Source organism: Pantoea sp. EA-12 (genome assembly GCF_030053355.1).
GTDB classification, from domain to species: domain Bacteria; phylum Pseudomonadota; class Gammaproteobacteria; order Enterobacterales; family Enterobacteriaceae; genus Pantoea; species Pantoea vagans_C.
On sequence record NZ_JASGBY010000002.1, the window covers coordinates 541,908 to 566,437 of the forward strand.

Below are 24,530 nucleotides of genomic sequence, written 5' to 3' on the forward strand. Positions count from 1 at the left end.
CAATGCTGCTTTTCTGGTCTTTATTGCGGTTGACAACAGGCGGCAATCGCCGCGATATCCTGCGGTGTGGTACGGCAGCAGCCGCCAATCAAGCGTGCGCCCGCCTGTTGCCACTCGGGGAATTTATCTTTGAGCGTGCAACCTGACGGTGCTGAGTGCCAGGTTTTGCTGCTGGCATCGTACTGCTCGCCAGAGTTGGGATAGACCAGCAACGGCTTGGCGCACAGCGCCTGCAAAGTTTGCAGTGCCGGCGTCACGCTCTCCAGTGCCACGCAGTTGATGCCAATCGCCACGACCTGCGGTGTGGCATTGACCAGTTCAGCCACCTGGCTTAGCGGCGTGCCATCACTGATATGTTGCGCATCGCGCAGCGTAAACGAGAACCAGGCGCTGCTGTCGGGGAACTCTGCCAGCAAACTCACCAGCGCTTGCGCTTCTGCAAACGACGGTAAGGTTTCACATGCCAGCAAATCCACACCCGCATCCAGTAAGGCTTTAACGCGTGGGCGATGGAAGGCTTTCATCTCCGCTTCTGGCAGCGCGTAATCACCACGATACTCAGCCCCATTAGCAAGAAAAGCACCGTAAGGCCCTACCGAACCGGCCACCAGCAACGCGGCTTCACTGCCTGAAGCGGCGCGATAGTCGTCACGCGCGCGCTGTGCCAGCTTGACGCTTTGAGTAATGAGATCGAGAGACTGGGCTTCATTCAAGCCTCGCGCCGCAAACCCTTGCGGTGTGGCCTGATAGCTGGCAGTGATCGCCACATTGGCACCTGCAGCAAAGTAGTCATGATGCACCTGATAAATCAGCTCAGGGTTTTCCACCAGCACTTTGGCAGACCATAACGCATCAGCCAGATTACAACCGCGTGCTTCCAGTTCGGTTGCCAGTGCGCCGTCTAAAATCAGCGTGTTATGTTGAGTTAACGCTTCTGCCACAGGATTACGCGACATCATTGGCCCCCTCGGCCTTCAGGTTACGTCGATGCGTCACATGGTATGCGGCATAACAGAACAGTACAAACGGAATGCCGCACCACAGCGCAATTCGCTGTGACGGATCGAAGGCCAACCCTACACATGCCAGCAGACACAGCAGGAAGCCGAGAATCGGTGTCAGCGGATACAACGGCGCACGATAGGCCAACTGCTGCAGCGAACCGCCCTCGGCCAGATGGCGACGGCGGAATACATAATGCGATGCACAGATGCTGAGCCACACCGCCACCACGGCAAAGCCGGAGATCGCAGAGAGGGCCACGAACACGGTATCGGGGGCGATCACGCTGGAGAACAGCGCCAGCAAGCCACCAATCATACTGACGGTGATCGCCAGCACCGGAATACCGCGACGATTAACCTGCGCAAAACAGCGCGGCAGCGTGTTCTCATTCGCCAGTGACCACAGCATGCGGCCCGAGGCGTAAAGGCCGGAGTTCGCCGCTGAGAGGATCGCGGTGAGGATCACGAAGTTGAAGATATCCGCTGCATAGGGAATCCCGATTTTTTCAAACACCAGCACAAACGGGCTTTTGACGATGCCGGCCTGATCCATCGGAATCAGTGCCGCAAGCACGAATACCGTACCAATGAAGAAAATGACGAGACGCGCGACCGTGGTGCGGATCGCCAGCGGCAACGCTTTCTGCGGCTGTTCCGTCTCTCCGGCGGCAATGCCAATCAACTCGGTGCCAGAAAAAGCGAAGTTCACTGCCACCATGGTCATCAGAATCGGCAAGGTGCCGTGCGGTAGCCAACCGGATGCCGTCAGGTTATGCAGACCCGGTGCCGCGCTGCCATCCTTCATCGGGATAAAACCGAACATCGCACCCGCGCCGAGAATGATAAAGGCGATGATGGTGATCACTTTAATGATCGAGAACCAGAACTCCCCTTCCGCAAAGAAGCGTGTCGAGACGATATTGAGCAGATAGATAGCAATGCAAAACACCAGGCACCACAGCCATACGGGCGTGGTCGGGAACCAGTACTGCATACTGAATCCCGCCGCTGTCAGGCTGGAACCGAGCGCCACGGTCCACGTCAGCCAGTAGAGCCACGCCACCGTGTAACCGGTCGCCGGGCTGAGATAGCGTGCCGCATAGACGTGGAAAGCACCGGTTTCCGGCATCGCCACCGCCAGTTCTCCGAGGCATACCATCACCAACCACACTACCAGCGCACCAATCAGGTAGGCCAACAGCGTACCGGCCGCCCCTGTGGTCGAAATGATATAGCCGGTGTTGAAGAACAGTCCGGTACCGATGACACCACCCAGCGACAGCATCACCAGATGCCGCACTTTCATGGTGCGCTTAAAGTTGTCCTGTGAAGGCGTTTCCTGCGTTTGCATTATTTTTATCCGTATGGACGTCTGAACATCTATATGGACACAGGGTTATACGCGCCAGCGCGGCAATTTGCAACGTGGCAAAAGGTGGGGATTTATCAAAACAGCGGTGCGGCCCCGTGCGAGCGGGGCGCAGTATCAGGCGCCAAATACGCCTTGTAGATAGCGCTCAAGCGCAATGCGCGAGCTAAAACCGTGTGGGATACCGTAATGCTCTTGCGATTCACCCATCAGATACAGCGGAAACTGCGTGTAGTGATCGCAGGTCTTCATTTCTGAGGCGGGCTCAGCGAAGTGCTGACTTTTTTCTTTCAGCGTGGGGTGAATGATCAGTGCCGTTCGTCCCATGCGCGCTTCGCGATTGACGTAGACATAATTTTCACCACGACGATAACCGTAGATCTTTGGCGTCAGGGTATCCATTTCGAACCCTGCTTTTTCCAGTACGCGCGCTACCTCATCCGGACGTAAATACATGCTTGCTCCTCTCTTCTCACAGCCCCGCAACCTTACAACAGCGCGACCACTCAGGACATTCGGAATTTCCCTAAAGCCTGGCAAACGCCTGCGTTTAATCACGTTTCGTCTACACTGAGTATTACTTGTTAAATCAAAGGGAGCGAAAAAAATGTTCAATCGCGTAAGCAAAAACGATGACATTGATATCAATCAGGATGTAAACGAGCTGGCCGATTCGCTCGAGGCATTACTTAAATCTTACGGCAGCGAAGCCAAAGATGAAGTGGACAGTGCGCGCAGTAAGGCACAGTCGCTGCTGAAACAGACCCGCGCAAAATTGAACGGTAGCCAGGGCCGTGTGACGCAAGCGGCGAAAGACGCCAGCTATCAGGTTGATGCCTATGTGCATGATAAACCCTGGCATGGCGTGGGCGTCGGTGCAGCGGTTGGTTTGGTGCTCGGTGCGCTGCTGATGTCACGTCGCTAAACACGTCATAGTGTTAAGGAGAGCCTCGCTATTGCGGGGCTTTTTTGTTTTTTGAGAGTAAGTGCGCCTTTTTCCCCTCACCCTCACCCTAACCCTCTCCCGCAAGCGGGAGAGGGGACTGTCTGATGCACTTAATAAGTGATGCGCTCATGCTGCCCCAACGCTCTGACTGCCCCCTCGCCCGCTTGCGGGAGAGGGCTGGGGTGAGGGCGACAGAACGCACAAAATTTGACCTAAAACGTCCCCTCTTCGCCTTTACAAAAAAATTTTCGGGCCTGGAAGGCGCATGATCTCTGACGTTAGCGATTATCTGAAGATTAAAATACAAAATCCCTATATCTGGTGGGCTTGACCGCCACGAACACTACATCTAGTATTCAACCCATCAACTCGCAACCAGATGTCGTCAAGGACGAAGTTCGCAGCAAACAGGATTTTGCTTCGTATCTCGCAAACTGACCGCAATCAAAGGGAAATACGAATCATGCGCATTATTATTTACACTAAGAACAACTGTGTCCAGTGCAACGCGACAAAAAATGCCATGGACCGTAAAGGTATCGACTATCAACTGATCAACCTCGATACCCAACCGGAAGCCATCGACAACCTCAAATCCCTTGGCTATCGCCAGGTGCCAGTGGTGATGACGCACGACGACCACTGGAGCGGCTTCCGCCCTGACAAAATCGCCAGCCTGCGCCAGCTCGCTGCTGTCGGGGGATAAGGCGATGTTCCCACTGGTCTACTTCTCTAGCCAGTCGGAAAACACGCACCGATTCATCACTCGTCTGGGCTTTCCTGCTTGCCGCATTCCAATTGATGGCAAGCAGCGCCTGCACATCGACCAACCCTATATCTTAGTGGTGCCGAGCTACGGCGGCGGCAGTGCGCGGGGAGCGGTGCCCAGACAAGTGATCCAATTCCTTAATGATGACGCTAACCGACGCGGTATCCGCGGGGTGATCGCTGCCGGAAACCGCAATTTCGGTGAAGGCTATTGCCTGGCGGGCGACATCATTGCGCAGAAATGTCAGGTTCCCTATCTCTACCGCTTTGAGCTGATGGGAACCCCCGACGATATCGCTAATGTAAAAGCGGGAGTAACCCAATTTTGGCAACGACAGACACCCTAAACAGCACGCAGTTGGACTACCATGCGCTCAATGCCATGCTGAACCTGTATGACGCCGATGGCCGCATTCAGTTCGAGAAAGATCACGAGGCCACGCGTCAGTTCTTTTTACAGCACGTCGAGCCGAATACCGTCTCCTTCGCTTCTGCGGGCGAGCGTCTGCGCTATCTGGTCGCCGAAGGTTACTACGAAGCCGAGGTGCTGAATCAGTACGAATTCGCTTTCCTTTGCCAACTGCACGATGAAGCTGATGCCTGGGGTTTTAACTTTCACACCTTCCTCGGTGCCTGGAAGTTCTACACCAGCTACACGCTGAAAACCTTCGACGGCAAACGCTACCTGGAAACCTTCGAGCAGCGCGCCTGCATGGTGGCGCTGACGCTGGCGCGTGGCAATGAGGGCCTGGCGCGTGAGTTGTTGGCAGAAATGCTCAGCGGCCGCTTCCAGCCGGCGACGCCAACCTTCCTCAACTGCGGCAAACAGCAGCGTGGTGAGTTGGTGTCCTGCTTCCTACTGCGTATTGAAGACAACATGGAGTCGATCGGTCGCGCGGTGAACTCGGCGCTGCAGTTGTCTAAACGCGGCGGAGGCGTAGCGTTCCTGCTGTCTAACCTGCGTGAATCCGGCGCACCGATCAAGCGTATCGAGAACCAATCTTCCGGCGTGATCCCGGTGATGAAGATGCTGGAAGATGCCTTCTCTTATGCCAACCAGCTCGGTGCCCGTCAGGGTGCTGGCGCCGTGTGGCTGAATGCGCATCATCCCGATATTCTGCGCTTCCTCGATACCAAACGTGAAAACGCCGACGAGAAGATCCGTATTAAAACGCTGTCGCTCGGCGTGGTGATCCCGGACATCACCTTCCAGCTGGCGAAAGAGAACCGCGATATGGCCCTGTTCTCTCCGTACGATGTTGAACGCATCTACGGTAAAGCATTCGGCGACATCAGCATCAGCGAGCTTTACGACGAAATGCTGGCGGACGATCGCATCACCAAGACCTATATCAAGCCGCGCGACTTCTTCCAGACACTGGCAGAGATTCAGTTTGAGTCTGGCTATCCGTACATAATGTTTGAAGACAGCGTGAACCGCAGCAACCCGATTGCCGGTCGCATCAACATGAGCAACCTGTGCTCGGAGATTTTGCAGGTTAACAGCGCCAGCGAGTTCCATGACGATCTCAGCTATCGCCGCATCGGCAAGGATATCTCCTGCAATCTCGGCTCGCTGAACATTGCCCACGCGATGGACTCACGCAATCTGGCACAAACGGTGGAAACCGCCGTACGTGCACTGACGGCGGTATCGGAGATGAGTGAAATCAACTCGGTGCCATCCGTCGCGGAAGGTAATCGCCGTTCACACGCGGTGGGTTTGGGTCAGATGAACCTGCACGGCTACCTGGCCCGTGAAGGCATGGCGTACGGCTGTGAAGAGGCGCTGGACTTCACCAACCTCTACTTCTATTGCGTGACCTATCACGCCGTGCGGACCTCTAACCTGCTGGCGCAGGAACGTAAACAGCGCTTTGACGGCTTTGCCCAGTCGCAGTATGCCAATGGTCACTACTTTGATAAGTACATCGAACGTGTATGGCAGCCGCGCACCGCGCGCGTGGCCAAAATCTTTGCTGATGCCGGGATTGCGTTGCCCACCCAGGCTGACTGGCAGGCGCTGCGTGAGTCGGTGATGCAGCATGGTCTGTATAACCAGAACTTGCAGGCGATCCCGCCGACCGGTTCGATCTCCTACATCAATCATGCGACGTCCAGCATTCACCCGATTGTGTCGCGCATTGAGATCCGCAAAGAGGGTAAAACCGGTCGCGTTTACTATCCGGCGCCGTTTATGACTAACGAGAATCTGGAGCTGTATCAGGATGCCTACCAGATTGGCCCAGAAGCGATTATTGATACCTACGCCGAAGCCACGCAGCACGTCGATCAAGGCTTGTCGCTGACGCTGTTCTTCCGCGATGACGTCACCACGCGTGATATCAACAAAGCGCAGATTTATGCGTGGAAAAAAGGCATCAAAACCCTCTATTACATTCGTCTGCGTCAAATGGCGCTGCAGGGCACTGAAGTTCAAGGCTGCGTCTCCTGCTCACTGTGATGAAAACTATGCAACTTAAACAAATTCAAGCGATTAACTGGAACCGTATCCAGGACGACAAAGATCTCGAAGTATGGAACCGATTGACCAGCAACTTCTGGCTGCCGGAAAAAGTGCCGCTCTCCAACGATCTGCCCGCGTGGCAGTCACTGGATGCACAGCAGCAGCAGCTCACCATCCGCGTGTTTACCGGTTTGACGCTGCTCGACACCATCCAGAACGTGATCGGTGCGCCGGGTCTGATGGAAGACGCCATCACGCCTCATGAAGAGGCGGTGCTGTCGAATATCAGCTTTATGGAAGCGGTACATGCGCGATCGTATAGTTCGATTTTCTCTACGCTGTGTAATACCGCAGATGTCGATGCCGCCTATCGCTGGAGTGAAGAGAACGAAGCGTTACAGAACAAGGCGAAGATTGTGCTGGAGCACTATCGCGCCGAAGATCCGCTGAAGAAGAAAATCGCCAGCGTGTTTCTGGAATCCTTCCTGTTTTACTCGGGTTTCTGGCTGCCGATGTATTGGTCGAGCCGCGGTAAATTAACCAACACCGCCGACCTGATTCGCCTGATCATCCGTGACGAAGCGGTGCACGGGTACTACATTGGCTACAAGTATCAGAAAGCGTTGGAAAAAGTGGATGATGCGCGCCGTGAAGAGTTGCAGCAGTTCGCCATCGATTTGCTGCTGGCGCTGTATGAGAACGAAGTGGTGTATACCGAAGCGCTGTACGATGATGTCGGCTGGACGGAGGAGGTGAAAACCTTCCTGCATTACAACGCTAATAAGGCGCTGATGAACCTGGGTTATGAGGCGCTGTTCCCGGCGGAACTCACCACGGTAAATCCGGCCATTCTTTCAGCCTTGTCACCGAATGCTGATGAGAACCACGATTTCTTCTCCGGGTCAGGCTCTTCCTATGTGATGGGAAAAGCGGTCGAAACCGAAGATGAGGACTGGAATTTTTAAGTCACATTTCTGCTTTCGGGCGCCTTTGCCCGTCGCATTATTTGACTCAGGGGCGGACTTCAGGCCGCCCCTCCACAGAGCCCACGATATATCCCCCAAAAAAAGCCAATATTCGCCCGCTATTTCCTTTTTTTGCCTTCATTATTTTGTCACTTTAGCGCCATCTATTTGTCTATTATATCGCCCACTTAACCCCAATTTATTTGCATTTCAGCCAGCAATTGACATCAAACCGGGTAAATTTCACAAAAAATTCAGAAAAAATTGATTCACGCTCATCCCTTGTGAGCACTGGAATTATCGCCCCTTCACGAAGCTCTCAACGCGTCAATATTCCCATTTAGGGTTGTCAGATATTCTCACTATGCTAGGTTATAGGGCGCTTAAATTTAATCGAGACCACAACAAGAAATAGTGAAACATTTAACCGGGAAATTAATGACGGCATGGCAATTAAACTTGAAGTAAAGAATTTATATAAGGTATTTGGGGATAACCCCGAAAAGGCATTTAAGCTGATTGATAAAGGTGAAAGCAAAGAGACTATTCTGGCGAAAACCGGTCTTTCACTCGGCGTCAAAAATGCCAGTCTGGCCATTGAAGAAGGCGAGATCTTCGTCATCATGGGGCTCTCCGGTTCGGGGAAATCCACCATGGTTCGCCTTCTCAATCGTCTGATAGAGCCCACTCGTGGCCAGGTTATCATTGACGGTGTCGATATTGCCAAAATATCGGACGCTGAACTGCGTGAAGTACGCAGAAATAAGATCAGCATGGTATTCCAGTCCTTCGCATTAATGCCGCATATGACGGTACTGAATAATGCAGCCTTCGGCATGGAATTAGCGGGCGTACCGGTACAGGAACGTCAGGAAAAAGCGCTGGAAGCATTGCGTCAGGTAGGATTAGAAAATTATGCGCACTCCTATCCCGATGAACTCTCCGGAGGTATGCGTCAGCGTGTTGGATTAGCCCGCGCGCTGGCCATTAATCCGGATATTTTATTGATGGATGAAGCCTTCTCAGCACTCGATCCACTGATTCGTACTGAAATGCAGGATGAGTTGGTAAAATTACAGGCGAAACACCAACGTACCATCGTCTTTATTTCCCATGACCTCGATGAAGCTATGCGAATTGGCGACCGTATTGCCATTATGCAAGGCGGTGAAGTGGTGCAGGTCGGTACACCGGACGAAATCCTCAATAATCCTGCTAACGATTACGTGCGTACCTTCTTCCGTGGCGTGGATATCAGCCACGTGTTTAGCGCCAAAGATATTGCTCGCCGCAGTGCTGGCGCGCTAATCCGTAAAGCAGCCGGTTTTGGCCCTCGTTCGGCGATCAAACTGCTGCAGGATGAAGATCGTGAATTTGGTTATGTGCTGGAAAAACAGAAATTTGTTGGCGTGGTGTCTACGGATTCGTTGAAAGCGGCACTGGCAGCGGGCGAAGGCCTGGATAATGCGTTACTCGAAACACCGTTAGCGGTTCCTGCGGATACCTCCCTGAACGATCTGCTGTCCCATGTGGCACAAGCGCCCTGCGCCGTACCCGTGGTCGGTGAAGACAATCAGTACGTCGGTATCATTTCCAAAAGCATGCTATTGCGCGCTTTAGATCGTGAAGGAGCCCAGTCATGAGTGAACAAACAGCCAATCCGTGGGATAGCGCCAGCCAGACCACACCGCAAGCCACCACAACAGATTCCAGCGCAGCCGCCAGCAGCAGCGATCCCTGGTCGAGCAGCGGCAGTGCCGCTCCAGCAGACTCCGGTTCAAGCGCAGGTTCCGCTGATGCCTGGGGCAATGCCTCCAGTACCGGCTCGGATGCAGCCAGCAGTGGCGGTCACGACGCCGCCACCTCTGCTGCTGGTAACAGTGACTGGCTCAGCAGTGCGCCCGCGCCAAAGCCAGAGCATTTCAACATCATGGATCCCTTCCATAACACCATGATTCCACTGGATCGTTGGGTGACGGAAGGCATCGATTGGGTGGTAAACCATTTCCGCCCGGTATTCCAGGGCATTCGTGTGCCGGTGGATTACATCCTCAGCGCATTCCAGAACTTATTGATGGGCTTGCCCGCACCGGTTGCCATTGTGCTGTTTGCCCTGATCGCCTGGCAAATCGCTACGCCAGCAATGGGCATCGCTACGCTGATTTCACTGGTGCTGATCGGCATGATTGGTGCCTGGTCGCAGGCGATGGTCACGCTGGCATTGGTCCTCACCGCCCTGCTGTTCTGCATCATCATCGGGCTGCCGCTGGGGATTTGGCTGGCACGCAGTGAGCGCGCCGCGCGTATTGTGCGCCCGTTGCTGGATGCCATGCAGACCACGCCAGCCTTCGTGTACCTGGTACCGATTGTGATGCTGTTCGGTATTGGTAACGTGCCGGGTGTGGTGGTGACCATTATCTTTGCCCTGCCGCCAATTGTGCGCCTGACCATTCTGGGCATTAAGCAGGTGCCCGCTGACCTGATTGAGGCGAGTGAATCCTTTGGTGCCAGCCCGCGTCAGATGCTATTCAAAGTGCAGTTGCCGCTGGCGATGCCGACCATCATGGCCGGTGTGAACCAGACGCTGATGCTGGCGCTGTCGATGGTGGTAATTGCCTCGATGATCGCAGTGGGCGGTCTCGGCCAGATGGTTCTGCGCGGCATTGGCCGCCTCGACATGGGCCTCGCCAGCGTAGGCGGTGTGGGTATCGTGATTCTCGCCATCATTCTCGACCGCTTGACGCAGTCGGTCGGTCAAGACAGCCGCAGCCGTGGCAGCCGTCACTGGTACAACACCGGCCCGATTGGCTTGCTGCTGCGCCCCTTCAGTAAAAAAGCCTGATTTTTTTGGACGGCCCGTTGAGGCCGTCCGTCTCCGACGCCACACGTAAAATAAGGAATGACTATGCGCAAGACAACTCTATTCGCCGCCGTCCTGACGACGTTTGCCGCGACGCACGTGTCCGCCGCCGACCTTCCAGGTAAAGGCATCACCGTTAAGCCTGCTCAGAGCACCATTTCCGAAGAGACCTTCCAGACGCTGCTGGTGAGCCGCGCCCTGGAAAAACTGGGTTATACCGTCGATAAGCCGAGTGAAGTGGATTACAACGTGGCGTACACCACCATCGCCGCCGGTGACGCCACCTTTATGGCGACTAACTGGAAACCGCTGCACGATGATATGTACGCCGCAGCGGGTGGCGATCAGAAGTTTTACCGCGAGGGCACCTATGTGACCGGTGCGGCCCAGGGTTATCTGATCGATAAAAAAACGGCTGACCAATATCACATCACCAATATCGAACAGCTGAAAGATCCTAAAATCGCCAAGCTGTTTGATACCAACGGTGACGGTAAAGCCGATCTCACCGGCTGTACGCCGGGCTGGGGCTGCGAGGCGGTCATTAACCACCAGATTGATGCCTATAAGCTGAGTAACACCGTTGAGCACAATCAGGGGAATTACTCGGCGATGATCGCCGACACCATCACGCGCTTCAAACAGGGTAAACCGATTCTGTACTACACCTGGACCCCGTATTGGGTGAGCGACGTGCTGAAGCCGGGCAAAGATGTGGTATGGCTGCAGGTGCCGTTCTCCTCAATGCCAGGCGCACAAAGCAAAGTGGATACCAAACTGCCTAACGGCATGAACTATGGTTTCCCGGTGAACACCATGCATATCGTGGCGAATAAGGCTTGGGCGGAGAAGAATCCGGCTGCTGCCAAGCTGTTTGCTGAGATGAAACTGCCACTGGCTGATATCAATGCCGAAAATGCCGCGATGCATGCAGGCCATGCTTCTGAAGCCGATATCAACAGCCATGTTGATGGCTGGATCAAAGGCCATCAGGCCCAGTTTGATAAGTGGATTCAAGACGCGCAGGCTGCTGCGAAGTAATGTCGTGGGCGGCCTGGAGGCCGCCCCTGAAGCTTTAACCGCCCTGCCGCGACCAAATGTGCGCTATAGCGCACTGGTACGTCCTGTTAATTAACACACCATTGTAATAATTTTTTGGGTTACTATTACCCATATATGATTATTGACACCTTTCTGCCGCAATGAACGCCATCAAACTGCAACGCCATCACGCGTTAGCTGCATTGATGTCTGCTGTTCGCGCTTTTCTGCTTGCTGACTCTCTTGCCGGTTTCATCGGTAACACTGCGCAACCTCCTCGCATTGTGAAATTACGTCAGATCACTCACAAAAATCGTCATTTTCAATGGCACCATTTTTTCGGGCCGAACGCCAAGCAATGTCATATTAACCAATTGATTTATAATCATAACATTTTTCATAAAAGTGTTTAGAAAGCGTAAAGACACGTCCAAAATAGTGAGTGATACTATTCATTGATGATTGAGTTTGTTATGGTTAGCAGCACAGTTATTCACCACAGTTATTTTTTCTCGCGAAATTATTTATTCACAAAAAGGTTTCGCGAGGCGAATTGATGACAATGTGACCATGCAAAGTGGCGAGTTGTCAGGGCGAAGTGCCCAGGGTTACGGAATGACCTGGACGCCAGATGTTGACAATGTGATCGTGCGAACAATCACTGGCGGAAAATATGACTACGCTTAATCTGTCACCATCCTTACTATACCAGTTGCAACTAAGAGGTTTTTTTTAAAATGGAAAGTTCGTTTTCCCCCATTGAACAGATGCTAAACATCCGTGCTAACCGCCATAAAGATTTTCCGTTGCAGGAAATCATCCTGACTCGCCTGTGCATGCATATGCAGGGCAAACTGTTGGATAACCGCAACAAGATGTTGAAGGCGCAGGGAATTAACGAGACCTTATTCATGGCGCTGATCACCCTGGATGCGCAGGAAAATCAGAGCATTCAGCCGTCAGAACTGAGCTCCGCACTGGGTTCTTCACGTACCAATGCCACCCGTATTGCCGATGAACTGGAAAAACGTGGCTGGATTGAGCGTCGCGAGAGTGAAAATGACCGCCGCTGCCTGCATTTACATCTGACCGAGAAAGGTAATGATTTCTTACGTCAGCTGCTGCCACCACAGCATCAAAGTTTGCAGTATCTGTGGTCCTCGCTCTCTACCTCTGAGCAGGATCAGCTGGAGTCGATTACGCGTAAGCTGCTTAACCGCCTTGATAAGATGGACGAAGATCAGGTTATCGCTTCCCTGTCGCGCTAATAGCAAGAAGTGCGACACAATCACCTTCCGAAATCGCTATTTTAATCCCCTTTTATCCGGCCAGCGTCTAAAACGCTGGCTTTTTCGACTCGGAGATCCGTGTTGATGGATCGACACATCCCGACCAAATGGAAAACGTGGAGAACAACATGAGTGCGACAGCGGAAGCTCAAAGCCCGCAACAGCCAGCGAATAAAAAGAAGAAGCGCAAAGGTGTGCTGATCCTGCTGGCTATCGTGTTTGTACTGATTGGCGTGGCGTATCTGGCTTACTGGTATCTGGTGTTGCGCCATTTCCAGGAAACCGATGATGCCTACGTTGCGGGAAACCAGGTGCAGGTGATGGCGCAGGTTTCCGGCAGCGTGAATAAAGTCTGGTTTGATAACACTGACCGCGTGAAAAAAGGCGATGTGCTGGTCTCGCTGGATAAAACCGATGCGGAACAGGCTTTTGAAAAAGCACAGACTGCGCTGGCCACCAGCGTACGTCAGACTCATCAGTTGATGATTAATGGTAAGCAGTATCAGGCCACCATTAAACTGCAGCAGACGGCGTTGGATCAGGCTGAAGCCGACCTGCAACGCCGCATACCGCTGGGTGCCTCGAATCTGATTGGCCGGGAAGAGTTGCAACACGCACGTGATGCCGTTGCGACCGCAAAAGCGCAACTGGATGTCGCCGTTCAGCAATACAATGCGAACCGGGCGATGATCCTGAATACCGATTTGGCTAACCAGCCGGCGGTGAAGCAAGCCGCGGCCGAGCTGCGTGATACCTGGCTGGCGTTGCAGCGTACCGACATTCGCAGCCCGATTGATGGCTTCATTTCACGTCGTAGCGTACAGGTAGGTTCTCAGATCTCCACCAGCACGCCTCTGCTGGCGGTGGTGCCTGCCACCAATTTGTGGATTGATGCCAACTTCAAAGAAACGCAACTGTCTGGCGTGCGTATTGGCCAACCGGCTACGGTGGTCAGCGACATCTACGGCGATGATGTGGAGTATCACGGTAAAGTCGTGGGTCTGGATATGGGTACCGGTAGCGCCTTCTCGCTGCTGCCGGCACAGAACGCCACGGGTAACTGGATCAAAGTGGTTCAGCGCCTGCCGGTGCGTATTGAGCTGGACCCACAGCAAGTGGCTGAGCATCCGCTGCGTATTGGCCTCTCTACCCTGGTGAAAGTGGATACCCAGAATAAAGACGGTGCCACATTAGCCAGCAGCGTGCGTTCGCAAGCCGCTTATGAAAGTAATGCACTGGCAATCGACCTTGCGCCGGTTAATCAGCTGATTACTGACATCGTTCGTGCCAACGCCGACTAATTCCGCGGGAGGCTGTGATGGCACAAAAACCGCTTGAGGGAGCGCCGCTGGTCCTGATGACCATTGCCTTATCACTGGCAACGTTCATGCAGGTGCTGGACTCCACCATCGCTAACGTGGCGATCCCAACGATCGCTGGTAACCTCGGTGCCTCGAACTCACAGGGCACGTGGGTGATTACCTCATTCGGGGTGGCAAACGCCATCTCGATCCCGATCACTGGTTGGTTAGCCAAACGTATCGGTGAGGTGAAGCTGTTTACCTGGTCAACCATTCTGTTTGTGCTGGCTTCGTGGGCGTGCGGCATGTCAGAGAGCCTGGAGATGCTGATCTTCTTCCGCGTCATCCAGGGAGTGGTAGCTGGTCCGTTGATTCCGCTGTCGCAAAGTTTGCTGCTGAATAACTATCCCCCCGCGAAGCGCAGTGTGGCGCTTTCGTTGTGGGCGATGACAGTGATCGTGGCACCGATCTGCGGTCCGATTCTGGGCGGCTGGATCAGTGATAACTACCACTGGGGCTGGATCTTCTTTATCAACGTGCCGATCGGTGTGGTGGTGGTGTTACTGACACTGCAAACCCTGCGCGGCCGTGAAACCAAAACGGAAATTCGCCCGATCGATATGGTCGGCCTGGTGCTGCTGGTGGTGGGGATTGGCTCACTGCAGGTGATGCTGGACCGCGGTAAAGAACTGGATTGGTTTAGCTCGACAGAGATTGTTGTTTTGGCGGTGGTCGCCGTGGTGGCGCTGTTGGTGCTGCTGGTGTGGGAGCTGACCGATGACCATCCTATAGTTGATTTGTCGCTATTTAAAAAGCGCAACTTTACCATTGGGTGTTTGTCGATCAGTCTGGCTTATATGCTCTACTTCGGCTCGATCGTGCTTCTGCCGCAATTGTTGCAGGAGGTATACGGCTACACCGCCACCTGGGCAGGTTTGGCGTCGGCTCCGGTCGGGATTATCCCGGTGATCCTGTCGCCGATTATCGGTCGTTTCGCCCACAAGCTGGATATGCGGCGCCTGGTGACCTTCAGCTTTATCATGTACGCCGTCTGTTTCTACTGGCGCGCTTACACCTTTGAGCCGGGAATGGATTTTGGTGCGTCGGCGTGGCCGCAGTTTATTCAGGGCTTTGCCGTGGCTTGCTTCTTTATGCCATTGACCACCATTACGCTGTCGGGATTACCGCCAGAGCGTATGGCGGCGGCATCCAGTTTGTCGAACTTTGTGCGTACGCTGGCCGGTTCTATCGGGACCTCGATCACCACCACCATGTGGACTGACCGTGAATCGATGCACCACAGCTATCTGTCGGAATCGGTGAATCCGTTCAACCCTAATTCGCAGCAGATGTATGACCAACTGCAAAGTATGGGCATGACGCAGCAGCAGGCTTCAGCCTATATCGCGCAGCAAATTACCAATCAGGGCCTGATTATCTCAGCGAATGAGATCTTCTGGGCTTCGGCAGGGGTGTTTTTAATCTTGCTGGTGCTGGTGTGGTTTGCGCGTCCGCCATTTGGTGCGGGCGGTGGCGGCGGTGGCGCTCACTAAGTTTGCAAATAAAAACGGGCCTGAGCGGCCCGTTTTCTTTTATGCGTTTTGACGCCACCATTCTGCCAGTAGAATACCGGTTGCGACCGACACGTTGAGGCTTTCAACGTTGCCTGTACCACCAATCGACAGGCTGATATCGCCTTGCTGGAAGGCGCTGTCAGACAGCCCCTCACGCTCCTGGCCCAACACCAAAACCATCTTCGCTGGTAGCTCAGCTTTCGCCAGCGGGGTGCCTTCATGGCTGGATGTGGTGACGATGGTGTAACCGGCTTTACGGAAGGCTTCGAGGCCACTGGCAAAACTTTCACCACTGATCGCCTGAACATGCTCAGCACCACCTTCTGCGGTGCGGACTGCCGCGCCCGATTCCAGCAGAGAGGCATCGTTCACCAGCAAACCTTTAACACCGAAGTGGGCGCAGCTACGCATGATGCCGCCCAGGTTGTGCGGGTTGCTGACATCTTCCAACGCCAGCACGCAATCTTTGGTATCGGCCTTTTTCAGCCACTCGGACACTTCCATGCCCATGCGCTTCTTAATAATGAAGCACACGCCACCGTGGTGTTCAGTGCCTGAAGCCTTGGTCAGCTCGGCATCATCCACCACATGGTAAGCTTTGCGGTTGGCCGCTAACCAACGCAGGGTTTCACGGAAACGTGGCGTCACGCTCTGGATAAACCAGGCACGCACAATGCTTTCCGGACGGCTGGCAAACAGCGCCTGACAAGCATTCTCACCATATACGCGCGTCTCTTCCTGACGCTGACGACGGATCTGCTCGGGATCAATCACTGGCTTGTTGCTTGCTGCGTCATCAATTTGGCTGTCATCGGCCACTGGCGGGCGTGAAACGGTGCGCCACGGCGAATCACCGAAGCTGCGGTTGTCATCACGATCGTCGCGGCGACCGAAGCTGCGGCCACGTTCGCTGTTGCGCGCATCACGCTGAGCGGAACCACGCCCCGCTGGTGCGCCGCTACGGCCACCCTCTTCATTATTACGTGCGCTGCGAGGGCCAGAACGACGATTATCTTCCTGGCGCGCAGCAGGACGGCCGCCTTTGCCGGTACGGGGATTGGGCTTTTGCCCTGCATCCTCATCACGTACATACATCACTTTTACCTTGCCGCTTTTGCCTTTAAATTCGTCGTTCATCTGTTCCTCCAGCATTGAGAGCGCGAAGATTACCTGATGTGTCGGTGCTTAGCTATCAACTATTGAACCTATTGGGCAATCCAGATTGAGCATAGCACTCAACCTTTTCATAATGTCCGACAATCATGATATTTACAGGTCCGGTTAGAGGTGACGATGAATACTGTATGTGCCTCCTGTCAGGCAACGAATCGCGTTCCCGAGGAGCGTATTACCGATGGCGCGAAATGTGGTCGCTGCGGTGAGCAATTGTTTAATGGTGAAGTTGCGAATGCCACCGCCGCCACGCTGGATAAATATTTGCAGGACGACCTGCCGGTGGTCATCGACTTCTGGGCGCCCTGGTGCGGTCCGTGCGTCAATTTCGCACCTGTATTTAAAGATGTCGCCGACGAGCGTCGGGGCAAAGTGCGTTTTGTGAAGGTGAACACCGAGGCTGAACCCACTCTCAGTGCGCGTTTCCGTATTCGCAGCATTCCTACCATCATGTTGTTTAAAAATGGCGAAATGGTCGACATGCTGAACGGTGCCATGCCTAAAGCGCCGTTCAACGAGTGGCTCGACGAGTCACTGTAACCCTTTTGAGACCAGCCCTGTGCTGGTCTTGCTTTGTGGCATCCATTACACTGTCGTTTTTCCTGCCTGCGATCCTATGTCTGAAAATGCCGTCCTGCGCTTACGTGCGCAACGTTTAGCGCGTGCTACACGCCCGTTTCTCGCCCGAGGTAACCGCGTGTTGCGCTGCCAGCGCTGCCTGCTACCGAAAAAAAACTGCCTGTGTGCCACGCTGCAGCCGCAGCAAGCGCGCAGTCGTTTTTGTCTGGTGATGTTCGACACCGAACCGATGAAGCCGAGTAATACCGGGCGTCTGATTGCCGATGTGTTGCATGATACGCTGGCATTTGGCTGGTCACGCACTGAACCGGATGAAGCCCTGCTGGCGTTGATGAAAACCACCGATTATCAACCGCTGGTGGTGTTTCCAGGCTCTTATGCCGATGCCGAGCGTGAAGTGCTCACCACGCCACCGCTCACGGGCAAGCCGCCACTGTTTATTATGCTGGATGGCACCTGGACCGAAGCGCGCAAGATGTTCCGCAAAAGCCCGTGGCTGGATGCCTTTCCGGTGATGTCCTTGAATGTCTCTACCCCCTCACGCTATACGCTGCGTGAAGCCCACGGCGAAGGGCAGCACTGCACCGCTGAAGTGGCTGCCGCGCTGCTGGAACAGGCTGGGGATATCCAGGCTGCACAAGCGCTTCAGCAGCATTTCGAGCATTTCCGCCATGCGTATCTGGCCGGGAAACCGCACCATCCTGTGCACTATCAGCAATCACTATTGAATAGCGAAATCTAAAGCCTGCGATCCACGAGTCGGCAAGTAGACTAAAAAGCGTTTACAATCATGCCAGTCTTGATGTCAGGAGCGGATGATGAGCCAACGTGGTCTGGAAGCACTGTTACGACCTAAATCCATTGCGGTAATTGGCGCGTCGGTACAACCGGGACGCGCCGGCTACTTTATGATGCGTAACCTGCTGGCTGGTGGTTTTAGCGGCCCGGTGCTGCCGGTAACCCCAAAGTACAAAGCAGTCAGCGGTGTACTGGCCTGGCCGGATATTGCCAGCCTGCCGTTTGCGCCCGACCTCGCCATCATCTGTACTCATGCCAAACGAAATCTCGAGCTACTACAGCAACTGGGTGAAAAAGGCTGCAAGGCCTGCATCATTCTTTCCGCTCCTGCCAGCCAGCTAGAAGAATTAAAAGCCTGCGCCAGCCAGTGGCAAATCCGCCTGCTCGGTCCCAATAGCCTGGGATTGTTAGCCCCATGGCAGGGACTGAACGCCAGCTTCTCTCCCGTACCCATCGCTAAGGGGCGTATTGCATTTATCTCCCAGTCGGCGGCGGTCTCCAACACCATTCTTGACTGGGCGCAACAGCGCAATCTGGGCTTCTCCTGGTTCATCGCCTTGGGCGACAGTCTGGATATCGACGTGGATGACCTGCTGGACTTCCTCGCACGTGACGGCAAAACCAGCGCCATCTTGCTTTATCTCGAACATCTCAGCGACGCCCGCCGCTTTGTTTCAGCATCACGAAGTGCATCGCGTAATAAACCGATTCTGGTGATTAAAAGCGGACGCAGCCATCAGGCGCAGGCCATGATCGGTACGCGCAGCGGACTGGATGCCGCTTGGGATGCAGCGATTCAGCGTGCAGGTCTGCTGCGTGTGCAGGATACGCATGAACTGTTTACCGCGGTCGAATCGCTGAGTCATATGCGCCCGCTGAAGGGCGACCGTTTAATGATCGTCAGTAATGGCGCAGCGCCTGCAGCACTGGCACTGGATGAGCTGTATGCGCGTAATGGCAAGCTGGCCACGCTGAGTGAAGACACTTTGCAGGCGCTCGCGGAATTACTACCGGAAGGGGTTGGACGGGGCAATCCGCTGGATTTAAAGGACGATGCCACACCGGCACGCTATGTCGCCTGCATTGAGCAACTGCTGGATAGCCACGAACTCGATGCACTGATGATTATCCATGCCCCGAGCGCCGTCTCCCCAGCGAGCGAAACGGCCGATCAGATCATTGCCGCGGTGGCGAAACACCCCCGTGGCAAGCAGGTGACACTACTCACCAACTGGTGTGGTGAATACTCCTCTCAGGCGGCTCGTCGTGCCTTTACTCAAGCCGGCATTCCAACCTGGCGTACGCCTGAAGGCACTGTCACTGCCTTTATGCATCAGGTTGAGTATCGTCGGAACCAGAAACAGCTGCGCGAAACCCCGGCACTACCGGTCGGCCTGACGCAAAATAGCGCACAGGCGCATCAGCTGATTCAACAAGCCTTGGACCAGGGAATCACCACGCTGGATACCCACGAAGTCCAACCCGTGCTGCAAGCCTACGATTTGTCGACGCTGCCAACGTGGATTGCGAGCGATAGCCAGGAAGCCGCCAGCATCGCCGACCAGATCGGCTATCCCGTGGCGCTTAAACTGCGCTCACCCGATATCCCGCATAAATCGGACGTTCAGGGGGTCATGCTCTATCTGCGCAGTGCGGCTGAAGTCGAACAGGCGGCAGAGGCCATTTTTGATCGTGTGCGTCATACCCATCCACATGCACGCATCGATGGGCTGCTGGTGCAGAGTATGGCGAACCGCGCTGGCGCACAGGAACTTCGCGTGGTGGTGGAACAGGACCCGCTGTTTGGCCCCATTATTATGCTGGGTGAAGGTGGCGTGGAGTGGCAACCGGATAAGCAGGCTGCCGTTGCCCTGCCGCCACTGAACATGACGCTGGCGCGTTACCTGGTGATTCAGGCGATGAAAAGTGGCAAAGTGCGCAGCCGCAGCGCGTTACGCCCGCTGGACATCGCGGGCCTTAGCCAGTTGTTGGTTCAGGTTTCCAACCTGGTGGTGGATTGCCCGGAAATCCAGCGGTTGGATATCCATCCCCTGCTCGCTTCCGCCGATGAGTTCACATTACTGGATGTCACTCTCCAGTTAGCCCCCTTTAACGGCGATAACGAGACCAGACTGGCTATCCGCCCTTATCCGCATCATCTCGAGGAGCAGGTCGAACTGAAAGATGGCCAGCACTGTCTGTTCCGGCCGATTCTGCCAGAAGATGAGCCGCAGCTGCGCGCCTTTATCGCCCAGGTGACTAAGGAAGACCTCTATTATCGTTATTTCAGTGAGATCAACGAGTTCACCCATGAAGACCTGGCGAATATGACGCAAATCGATTATGACCGTGAAATGGCGATTGTTGCCGTACGTCAACACAACGACAGCGAAGAGATTATTGGGGTGACGCGTGCCATTTCTGATGCCGATAACATTGATGCCGAGTTCTCTGTATTGGTGCGTTCCGACCTGAAAGGGCTCGGTATGGGCAGACGTTTGCTGGAAAAGATGATCCGCTACACGCGCGATCATGGCCTGCAACAATTGAACGGTATCACCATGCCACACAACACCGGCATGATTACGCTGGCACGAAAACTCAATTTTCGTGTGAATATTCAATTGGATGATGGGATTGTCAGTCTGAATTTGCCGCTCGGCGAATCCCAGGGCTGACCTGTACAGAAAGGTAAAAATCCTCCTTATCATGCCGGTTGATGTTATTATTTAACGTTAGGATCATGATTTGATGGCAAAAGGCCATGCAATGAACAGAGAAGAAGTGCACTGTGATGTTGTCTAAATTCAAACGCAATAAACACCAACAACACCTCGCACAGCTGCCTAAACTGTCACAATCCGTGTCAGATATAACCACGCTTTACTCGCCTGCCGAGTTCCGTGAGACCCTGCTGACGAAAATTGCCACGGCAGAGAAGCGCATTTGCATTACTGCGCTGTATCTGGAAAACGATGACGGTGGCCGTGGGGTGATGCAGGCGCTTTACGCTGCGCGCCAGGCTCGTCCAGAGCTGGACATCAGCATTCTGGTGGACTGGCATCGTGCGCAGCGAGGCCGAATTGGTGCCGCGCGTGGGCTGACTAACGCCGACTGGTATTGCGAAATGGCCGCCCAACATCCAGATATCGCAATTCCGGTGTATGGCATCCCGGTGAATACCCGTGAGGCACTCGGCGTACTGCATCTGAAAGGCTTTATCATTGATGATACGCTGCTGTATAGCGGTGCCAGTCTCAATGATGTTTATCTGCATCAACATGATCGATATCGCTATGACCGCTACCAGTTGATTCGTAATCCAAAGCTTGCCGATACGCTTTACGCCTGGATTTGCGAGAATCTTAAGCAGTCTGATGCGGTTAATCGTCTCGATCAAACCGAACGCCCATCAAGCCCTGAAATTAAAAATGAAACCCGTCAGTTCCGCCAGGATCTGCGCAGTTTTAACTATCAGTACGTCGGGGATACCGATAACGAGTCATTGGCCGTAACGCCACTGGTGGGATTGGGTAAACGCAGCTTACTCAACAAAACCATCTTCCACCTGATGCCCTGCGCAGAACGTAAACTGACACTCTGTACTCCTTACTTCAACCTGCCAGCCATTCTGGTGCGTAACCTGATCCATTTACTGCGTCAGGGTAAAGAAGTTGAGATCATCATCGGTGATAAAACCGCTAATGACTTTTACATCCCACCTGAGCAGCCGTTTAAAATCATCGGTGCCCTGCCCTATTTGTATGAGATCAACCTGCGACGTTTCCTGAGCCGGTTGCAGTATTACGTGAATAACGGTCAGCTTACGGTGCGCTTGTGGAAAGATGGCGAAAACAGCTATCACCTCAAGGGAATTTGGGTCGATGATGAGTGGATGATGATCACCGGCAATAACCTTAATCCTCGCGCATGGCGACTGGATTTGGAAAACGCGGTGCTGATTCACGATCCCAAAAATGAGTTGGCTGAGCAACGCGAGAAAGAGCTGGCTCTGATTCGCCAGCACACCAGCGTAGTTAAGCATTTCCGCGAGCTGGAGAGCATTTCTGATTACCCAGCGAAAGTCCGCAAGCTGATACGCCGTTTGCGCCGTATCCGTATTGACCGCTTAATCAGCCGCTTGTTGTAACCGATGCGTGCGCTCATCCTCTGCGTGGTTTTAAGCTGTAGTGGATGTGCGCATGTGGCGCAGGATAACTGGACTGGCAGAGATAAAGCGGAGCACTTCTTCTCTTCTGCTGCTTTGGCCGCTGCGGGCAGCGAAATTTCCCAACATCAGCATCAAGGACGGGGACAGAATCTGCGATTTGGCTTTTTGTTTTCACTAAGTTTTGGTGTGGGAAAAGAATGGTATGACAGCCGCTCAGCAGGGAGCGGCTGGAGTTGGAAGGATCTCAGCTATGATGTGGCAGGTGCAGCGACAGGCATTGTACTGTGGAATCTGAGCCAGTAATCATCACAGCGAAATGCCCTTGCCTTTACGATGCAGCATAAGCGAAACCAGAAACGCCAACGCGCCCATCGCCGAGACATACCAGAAGAAGCTGGTTTCAATTCCCTCTTTCTTTAGCAGTAACGCCACATATTCTGCCGAACCACCAAAGATCGCATTCGCCACTGCATAAGACAGGCCCACGCCGAGCGCACGGACTTCTGGTGGGAACATTTCCGCTTTAAGGATGCCACTGATGGCGGTGTAAAAGCTGGTGATGATCAGCGCCAGCATGATCAACGCAAACGCGGCGAAACTGCTTTGAACATTCTGCAGCAGCATCAGGATTGGTACAGTACAAATCGCCGCACCCGCGCCAAAGATCATCATTGAAGATCGACGACCAATCTTGTCAGAAAGCGCGCCAACGATCGGCTGTATCAACATGAAGACCAATAACGCACCAGTCATCAATCCACTGGCGCTGCGCGCATCCATACCTGCGGTATTAACGAGATACTTTTGCATATAAGTAGTGAAGGTATAGAAGCTGAGCGAACCACCGGCAGTAAACCCGAGCACCATCAGGAAAGCGCGAGAGTGGTTGCGAAGTAGACCAACAATACTGCCAGCATCACGGTGTTCGCGATTTTTCTTCTCGGAAGTTTCATTCAGTGAGCGACGCAACCAGAGCGCGACAACAGCCAATACCGCGCCCAGGAAGAATGGAATGCGCCAACCCCAGCTGCGTAGCTCTTCATCACTCAATATCTGCTGTAGAACCACGACAGTCAGCACCGCCAACAGCTGGCCGCCAATCAGCGTGACGTACTGAAAGGATGCGTAAAAGCCTTTACGGCCTTCCTGTGCTACTTCACTCATGTAGGTAGCGCTGGTACCGTACTCCCCTCCCACCGATAACCCTTGAAACATACGCGCCAGCAATAAGATCACCGGCGCCGCCACACCAATTTCACCATAGCCCGGTAGACAGGCGATCACTAACGATCCCAGACACATCATGCAGACGGAGATCAGCATGGAGTTTTTACGCCCATGTCGGTCTGCAATGTAACCAAATAGCCAGCCACCAATCGGACGCATCAAGAAACCCGCAGCAAATACGCCGGCTGTTTGCAGTAATTGCGTGGTCGTATCACCGCTCGGAAAAAATACATGAGCAAAATAGAGTGAAAAAAACGAGTAAACGTAGAAGTCGAACCATTCGACCAGGTTGCCTGAAGATGCGCCAACAATCGCCCAGATGCGTTGTTTGCTACTTGCCACCGATTCTGACGGTGCCATTTTTTGTTGTAGTGAGTCAGTCATGTCTTACCTCTTTCCTTGCGATAAATTAATGCCAAAGGATTGATTAAAGCATTTGTGAGTCGGTTTCGGGAAATATAACGGGCTGGATATTACAAATTGTGATGCTGAAAGGGGTTTTAGGGTGAGATTTTCACTGATTTTCATGCAAATTCAGCGATCTGCAGACGTGCATTCAGTGATCTACAGACGTGAATTCATCGATCTGCAGACGTAAAAAAGCCCTGAACTTTCGTTCAGGGCTTCTTCACTTAATTGATGCCTGGCAGTTCCCTACTCTCGCATGGGGAGACCCCACACTACCATCGGCGCTACGGCGTTTCACTTCTGAGTTCGGCATGGGGTCAGGTGGGACCACCGCGCTAAAGCCGCCAGGCAAATTCTGTTTTCGTCCGCGTATTTTGCACTCTGACTGCGTTGCTGCATTCGCGCTGCTCAGTCACATACTTATGTATGCTCCTTCACATCGTCTCATTTGCCGCCTTGTCACAGCACAAAATCCACTGGACTTAATCCGGTGAACTAAGCTGAAAATCTGTCTCTCAAAAACGCCTCTGGCGTTGTAAGGTTAAGCCTCACGGGTCATTAGTACCGGTTAGCTCAATGCATCGCTGCAC

At 53.8% G+C, this 24,530-nt stretch carries 21 protein-coding genes and 1 rRNA gene; 16 read left to right on the forward strand and 6 right to left on the reverse strand.

The features are described 5' to 3' along the window. Nucleotides 1-20: 20 nt before the first annotated feature. From mmuM to QMZ30_RS05200, 3 genes are all read right to left on the reverse strand, one after another. Nucleotides 21-956 carry a homocysteine S-methyltransferase gene (gene mmuM / locus QMZ30_RS05190; RefSeq protein WP_283226613.1) on the reverse strand — a complete coding sequence of 312 codons (936 nt, stop codon included), beginning with the start codon at nucleotides 954-956 and terminating at the stop codon, nucleotides 21-23. Further along, entirely contained in the window at nucleotides 946-2,355 is a 1,410-nt protein-coding gene (gene mmuP, locus QMZ30_RS05195; RefSeq protein WP_283226614.1) for an S-methylmethionine permease, read from the reverse strand. Before mmuP ends, mmuM begins: the two co-directional genes overlap by 11 nt. Nucleotides 2,356-2,490: 135 nt before the next feature. Further along, a complete protein-coding gene (locus QMZ30_RS05200; RefSeq protein WP_034825485.1) occupies nucleotides 2,491-2,829 on the reverse strand; it encodes a DUF2002 family protein in 339 nt (112 codons plus the stop codon). 151 nt (nucleotides 2,830-2,980) lie between these two features. Between QMZ30_RS05200 and QMZ30_RS05205 the strand changes: the two genes are divergently transcribed. The 11 genes from QMZ30_RS05205 (at nucleotide 2,981) to emrB (ending at nucleotide 15,563) form a co-directional block, all read left to right on the forward strand. Next, complete coding sequence (locus QMZ30_RS05205; protein WP_039333539.1) at nucleotides 2,981-3,298, forward strand: DUF883 family protein; 318 nt, start codon at nucleotides 2,981-2,983, stop codon at nucleotides 3,296-3,298. A gap of 484 nt (nucleotides 3,299-3,782) precedes the next feature. Beyond that, nucleotides 3,783-4,025, forward strand: a complete 243-nt coding sequence (locus QMZ30_RS05210) for a redoxin NrdH (protein ID WP_038645282.1) — start codon at nucleotides 3,783-3,785, stop codon at nucleotides 4,023-4,025. Nucleotides 4,026-4,029: 4 nt separating this feature from the next. Next, nucleotides 4,030-4,434, forward strand: coding sequence for a class Ib ribonucleoside-diphosphate reductase assembly flavoprotein NrdI (nrdI, locus tag QMZ30_RS05215; RefSeq protein ID WP_039333544.1), 405 nt, complete (start codon nucleotides 4,030-4,032; stop codon nucleotides 4,432-4,434). Next, on the forward strand, nucleotides 4,413-6,551 hold the full coding sequence (nrdE, locus tag QMZ30_RS05220) for a class 1b ribonucleoside-diphosphate reductase subunit alpha (RefSeq protein ID WP_283226615.1): 2,139 nt from the start codon (nucleotides 4,413-4,415) through the stop codon (nucleotides 6,549-6,551). Before nrdI ends, nrdE begins: the two co-directional genes overlap by 22 nt. Nucleotides 6,552-6,559: 8 nt before the next feature. Next, complete coding sequence (gene nrdF / locus QMZ30_RS05225; protein WP_039333577.1) at nucleotides 6,560-7,519, forward strand: class 1b ribonucleoside-diphosphate reductase subunit beta; 960 nt, start codon at nucleotides 6,560-6,562, stop codon at nucleotides 7,517-7,519. Nucleotides 7,520-7,965: 446 nt separating this feature from the next. Then, nucleotides 7,966-9,162, forward strand: a complete 1,197-nt coding sequence (proV, locus tag QMZ30_RS05230) for a glycine betaine/L-proline ABC transporter ATP-binding protein ProV (RefSeq protein WP_039333550.1) — start codon at nucleotides 7,966-7,968, stop codon at nucleotides 9,160-9,162. Next, complete coding sequence (gene proW / locus QMZ30_RS05235; RefSeq protein ID WP_039333552.1) at nucleotides 9,159-10,361, forward strand: glycine betaine/L-proline ABC transporter permease ProW; 1,203 nt, start codon at nucleotides 9,159-9,161, stop codon at nucleotides 10,359-10,361. Before proV ends, proW begins: the two co-directional genes overlap by 4 nt. Nucleotides 10,362-10,424: 63 nt before the next feature. Then, the gene (gene proX / locus QMZ30_RS05240; RefSeq protein WP_283226616.1) at nucleotides 10,425-11,420 is read left to right on the forward strand and encodes a glycine betaine/L-proline ABC transporter substrate-binding protein ProX; all 996 of its coding nucleotides are present in this window, start codon (nucleotides 10,425-10,427) and stop codon (nucleotides 11,418-11,420) included. A 737-nt stretch (nucleotides 11,421-12,157) separates the two neighbouring features. Next, entirely contained in the window at nucleotides 12,158-12,688 is a 531-nt protein-coding gene (gene mprA, locus QMZ30_RS05245) for a transcriptional repressor MprA (RefSeq protein ID WP_039333557.1), read from the forward strand. 149 nt (nucleotides 12,689-12,837) lie between these two features. Beyond that, nucleotides 12,838-14,010, forward strand: a complete 1,173-nt coding sequence (gene emrA, locus QMZ30_RS05250) for a multidrug efflux MFS transporter periplasmic adaptor subunit EmrA (RefSeq protein ID WP_283226617.1) — start codon at nucleotides 12,838-12,840, stop codon at nucleotides 14,008-14,010. Between the two features lie 14 nt (nucleotides 14,011-14,024). Further along, complete coding sequence (emrB, locus tag QMZ30_RS05255) at nucleotides 14,025-15,563, forward strand: multidrug efflux MFS transporter permease subunit EmrB (protein WP_283226618.1); 1,539 nt, start codon at nucleotides 14,025-14,027, stop codon at nucleotides 15,561-15,563. A gap of 39 nt (nucleotides 15,564-15,602) precedes the next feature. Here emrB and QMZ30_RS05260 read toward each other — a convergent pair whose 3' ends face one another. Further along, nucleotides 15,603-16,721 (reverse strand): tRNA/rRNA methyltransferase, encoded by a 1,119-nt coding sequence (locus QMZ30_RS05260; RefSeq protein WP_039333562.1) that lies wholly within the window; start codon nucleotides 16,719-16,721, stop codon nucleotides 15,603-15,605. A gap of 156 nt (nucleotides 16,722-16,877) precedes the next feature. On the opposite strand from QMZ30_RS05260, the gene trxC reads away from it, so the two are divergent. The 5 genes from trxC (at nucleotide 16,878) to QMZ30_RS05290 (ending at nucleotide 22,608) form a co-directional block, all read left to right on the forward strand. Further along, nucleotides 16,878-17,297 carry a thioredoxin TrxC gene (trxC, locus tag QMZ30_RS05265; RefSeq protein ID WP_039333564.1) on the forward strand — a complete coding sequence of 140 codons (420 nt, stop codon included), beginning with the start codon at nucleotides 16,878-16,880 and terminating at the stop codon, nucleotides 17,295-17,297. Nucleotides 17,298-17,373: 76 nt separating this feature from the next. Next, the gene (locus QMZ30_RS05270) at nucleotides 17,374-18,078 is read left to right on the forward strand and encodes a tRNA-uridine aminocarboxypropyltransferase (RefSeq protein WP_283226619.1); all 705 of its coding nucleotides are present in this window, start codon (nucleotides 17,374-17,376) and stop codon (nucleotides 18,076-18,078) included. Between the two features lie 76 nt (nucleotides 18,079-18,154). Further along, nucleotides 18,155-20,812 carry a bifunctional acetate--CoA ligase family protein/GNAT family N-acetyltransferase gene (locus QMZ30_RS05275; protein ID WP_283226629.1) on the forward strand — a complete coding sequence of 886 codons (2,658 nt, stop codon included), beginning with the start codon at nucleotides 18,155-18,157 and terminating at the stop codon, nucleotides 20,810-20,812. A 116-nt stretch (nucleotides 20,813-20,928) separates the two neighbouring features. Then, nucleotides 20,929-22,284, forward strand: a complete 1,356-nt coding sequence (gene pssA, locus QMZ30_RS05285; RefSeq protein WP_283226630.1) for a CDP-diacylglycerol--serine O-phosphatidyltransferase — start codon at nucleotides 20,929-20,931, stop codon at nucleotides 22,282-22,284. Between the two features lie 3 nt (nucleotides 22,285-22,287). After that, the gene (locus tag QMZ30_RS05290; RefSeq protein ID WP_283226620.1) at nucleotides 22,288-22,608 is read left to right on the forward strand and encodes a YfiM family lipoprotein; all 321 of its coding nucleotides are present in this window, start codon (nucleotides 22,288-22,290) and stop codon (nucleotides 22,606-22,608) included. 3 nt (nucleotides 22,609-22,611) lie between these two features. Here the strand turns inward: QMZ30_RS05290 and QMZ30_RS05295 are convergent, their stop codons facing one another. After that, nucleotides 22,612-23,916, reverse strand: coding sequence for an MFS family transporter (locus QMZ30_RS05295; RefSeq protein WP_283226621.1), 1,305 nt, complete (start codon nucleotides 23,914-23,916; stop codon nucleotides 22,612-22,614). 257 nt (nucleotides 23,917-24,173) lie between these two features. Beyond that, a 5S ribosomal RNA gene (gene rrf, locus QMZ30_RS05300) occupies nucleotides 24,174-24,289 on the reverse strand. Nucleotides 24,290-24,530: the final 241 nt, after the last annotated feature.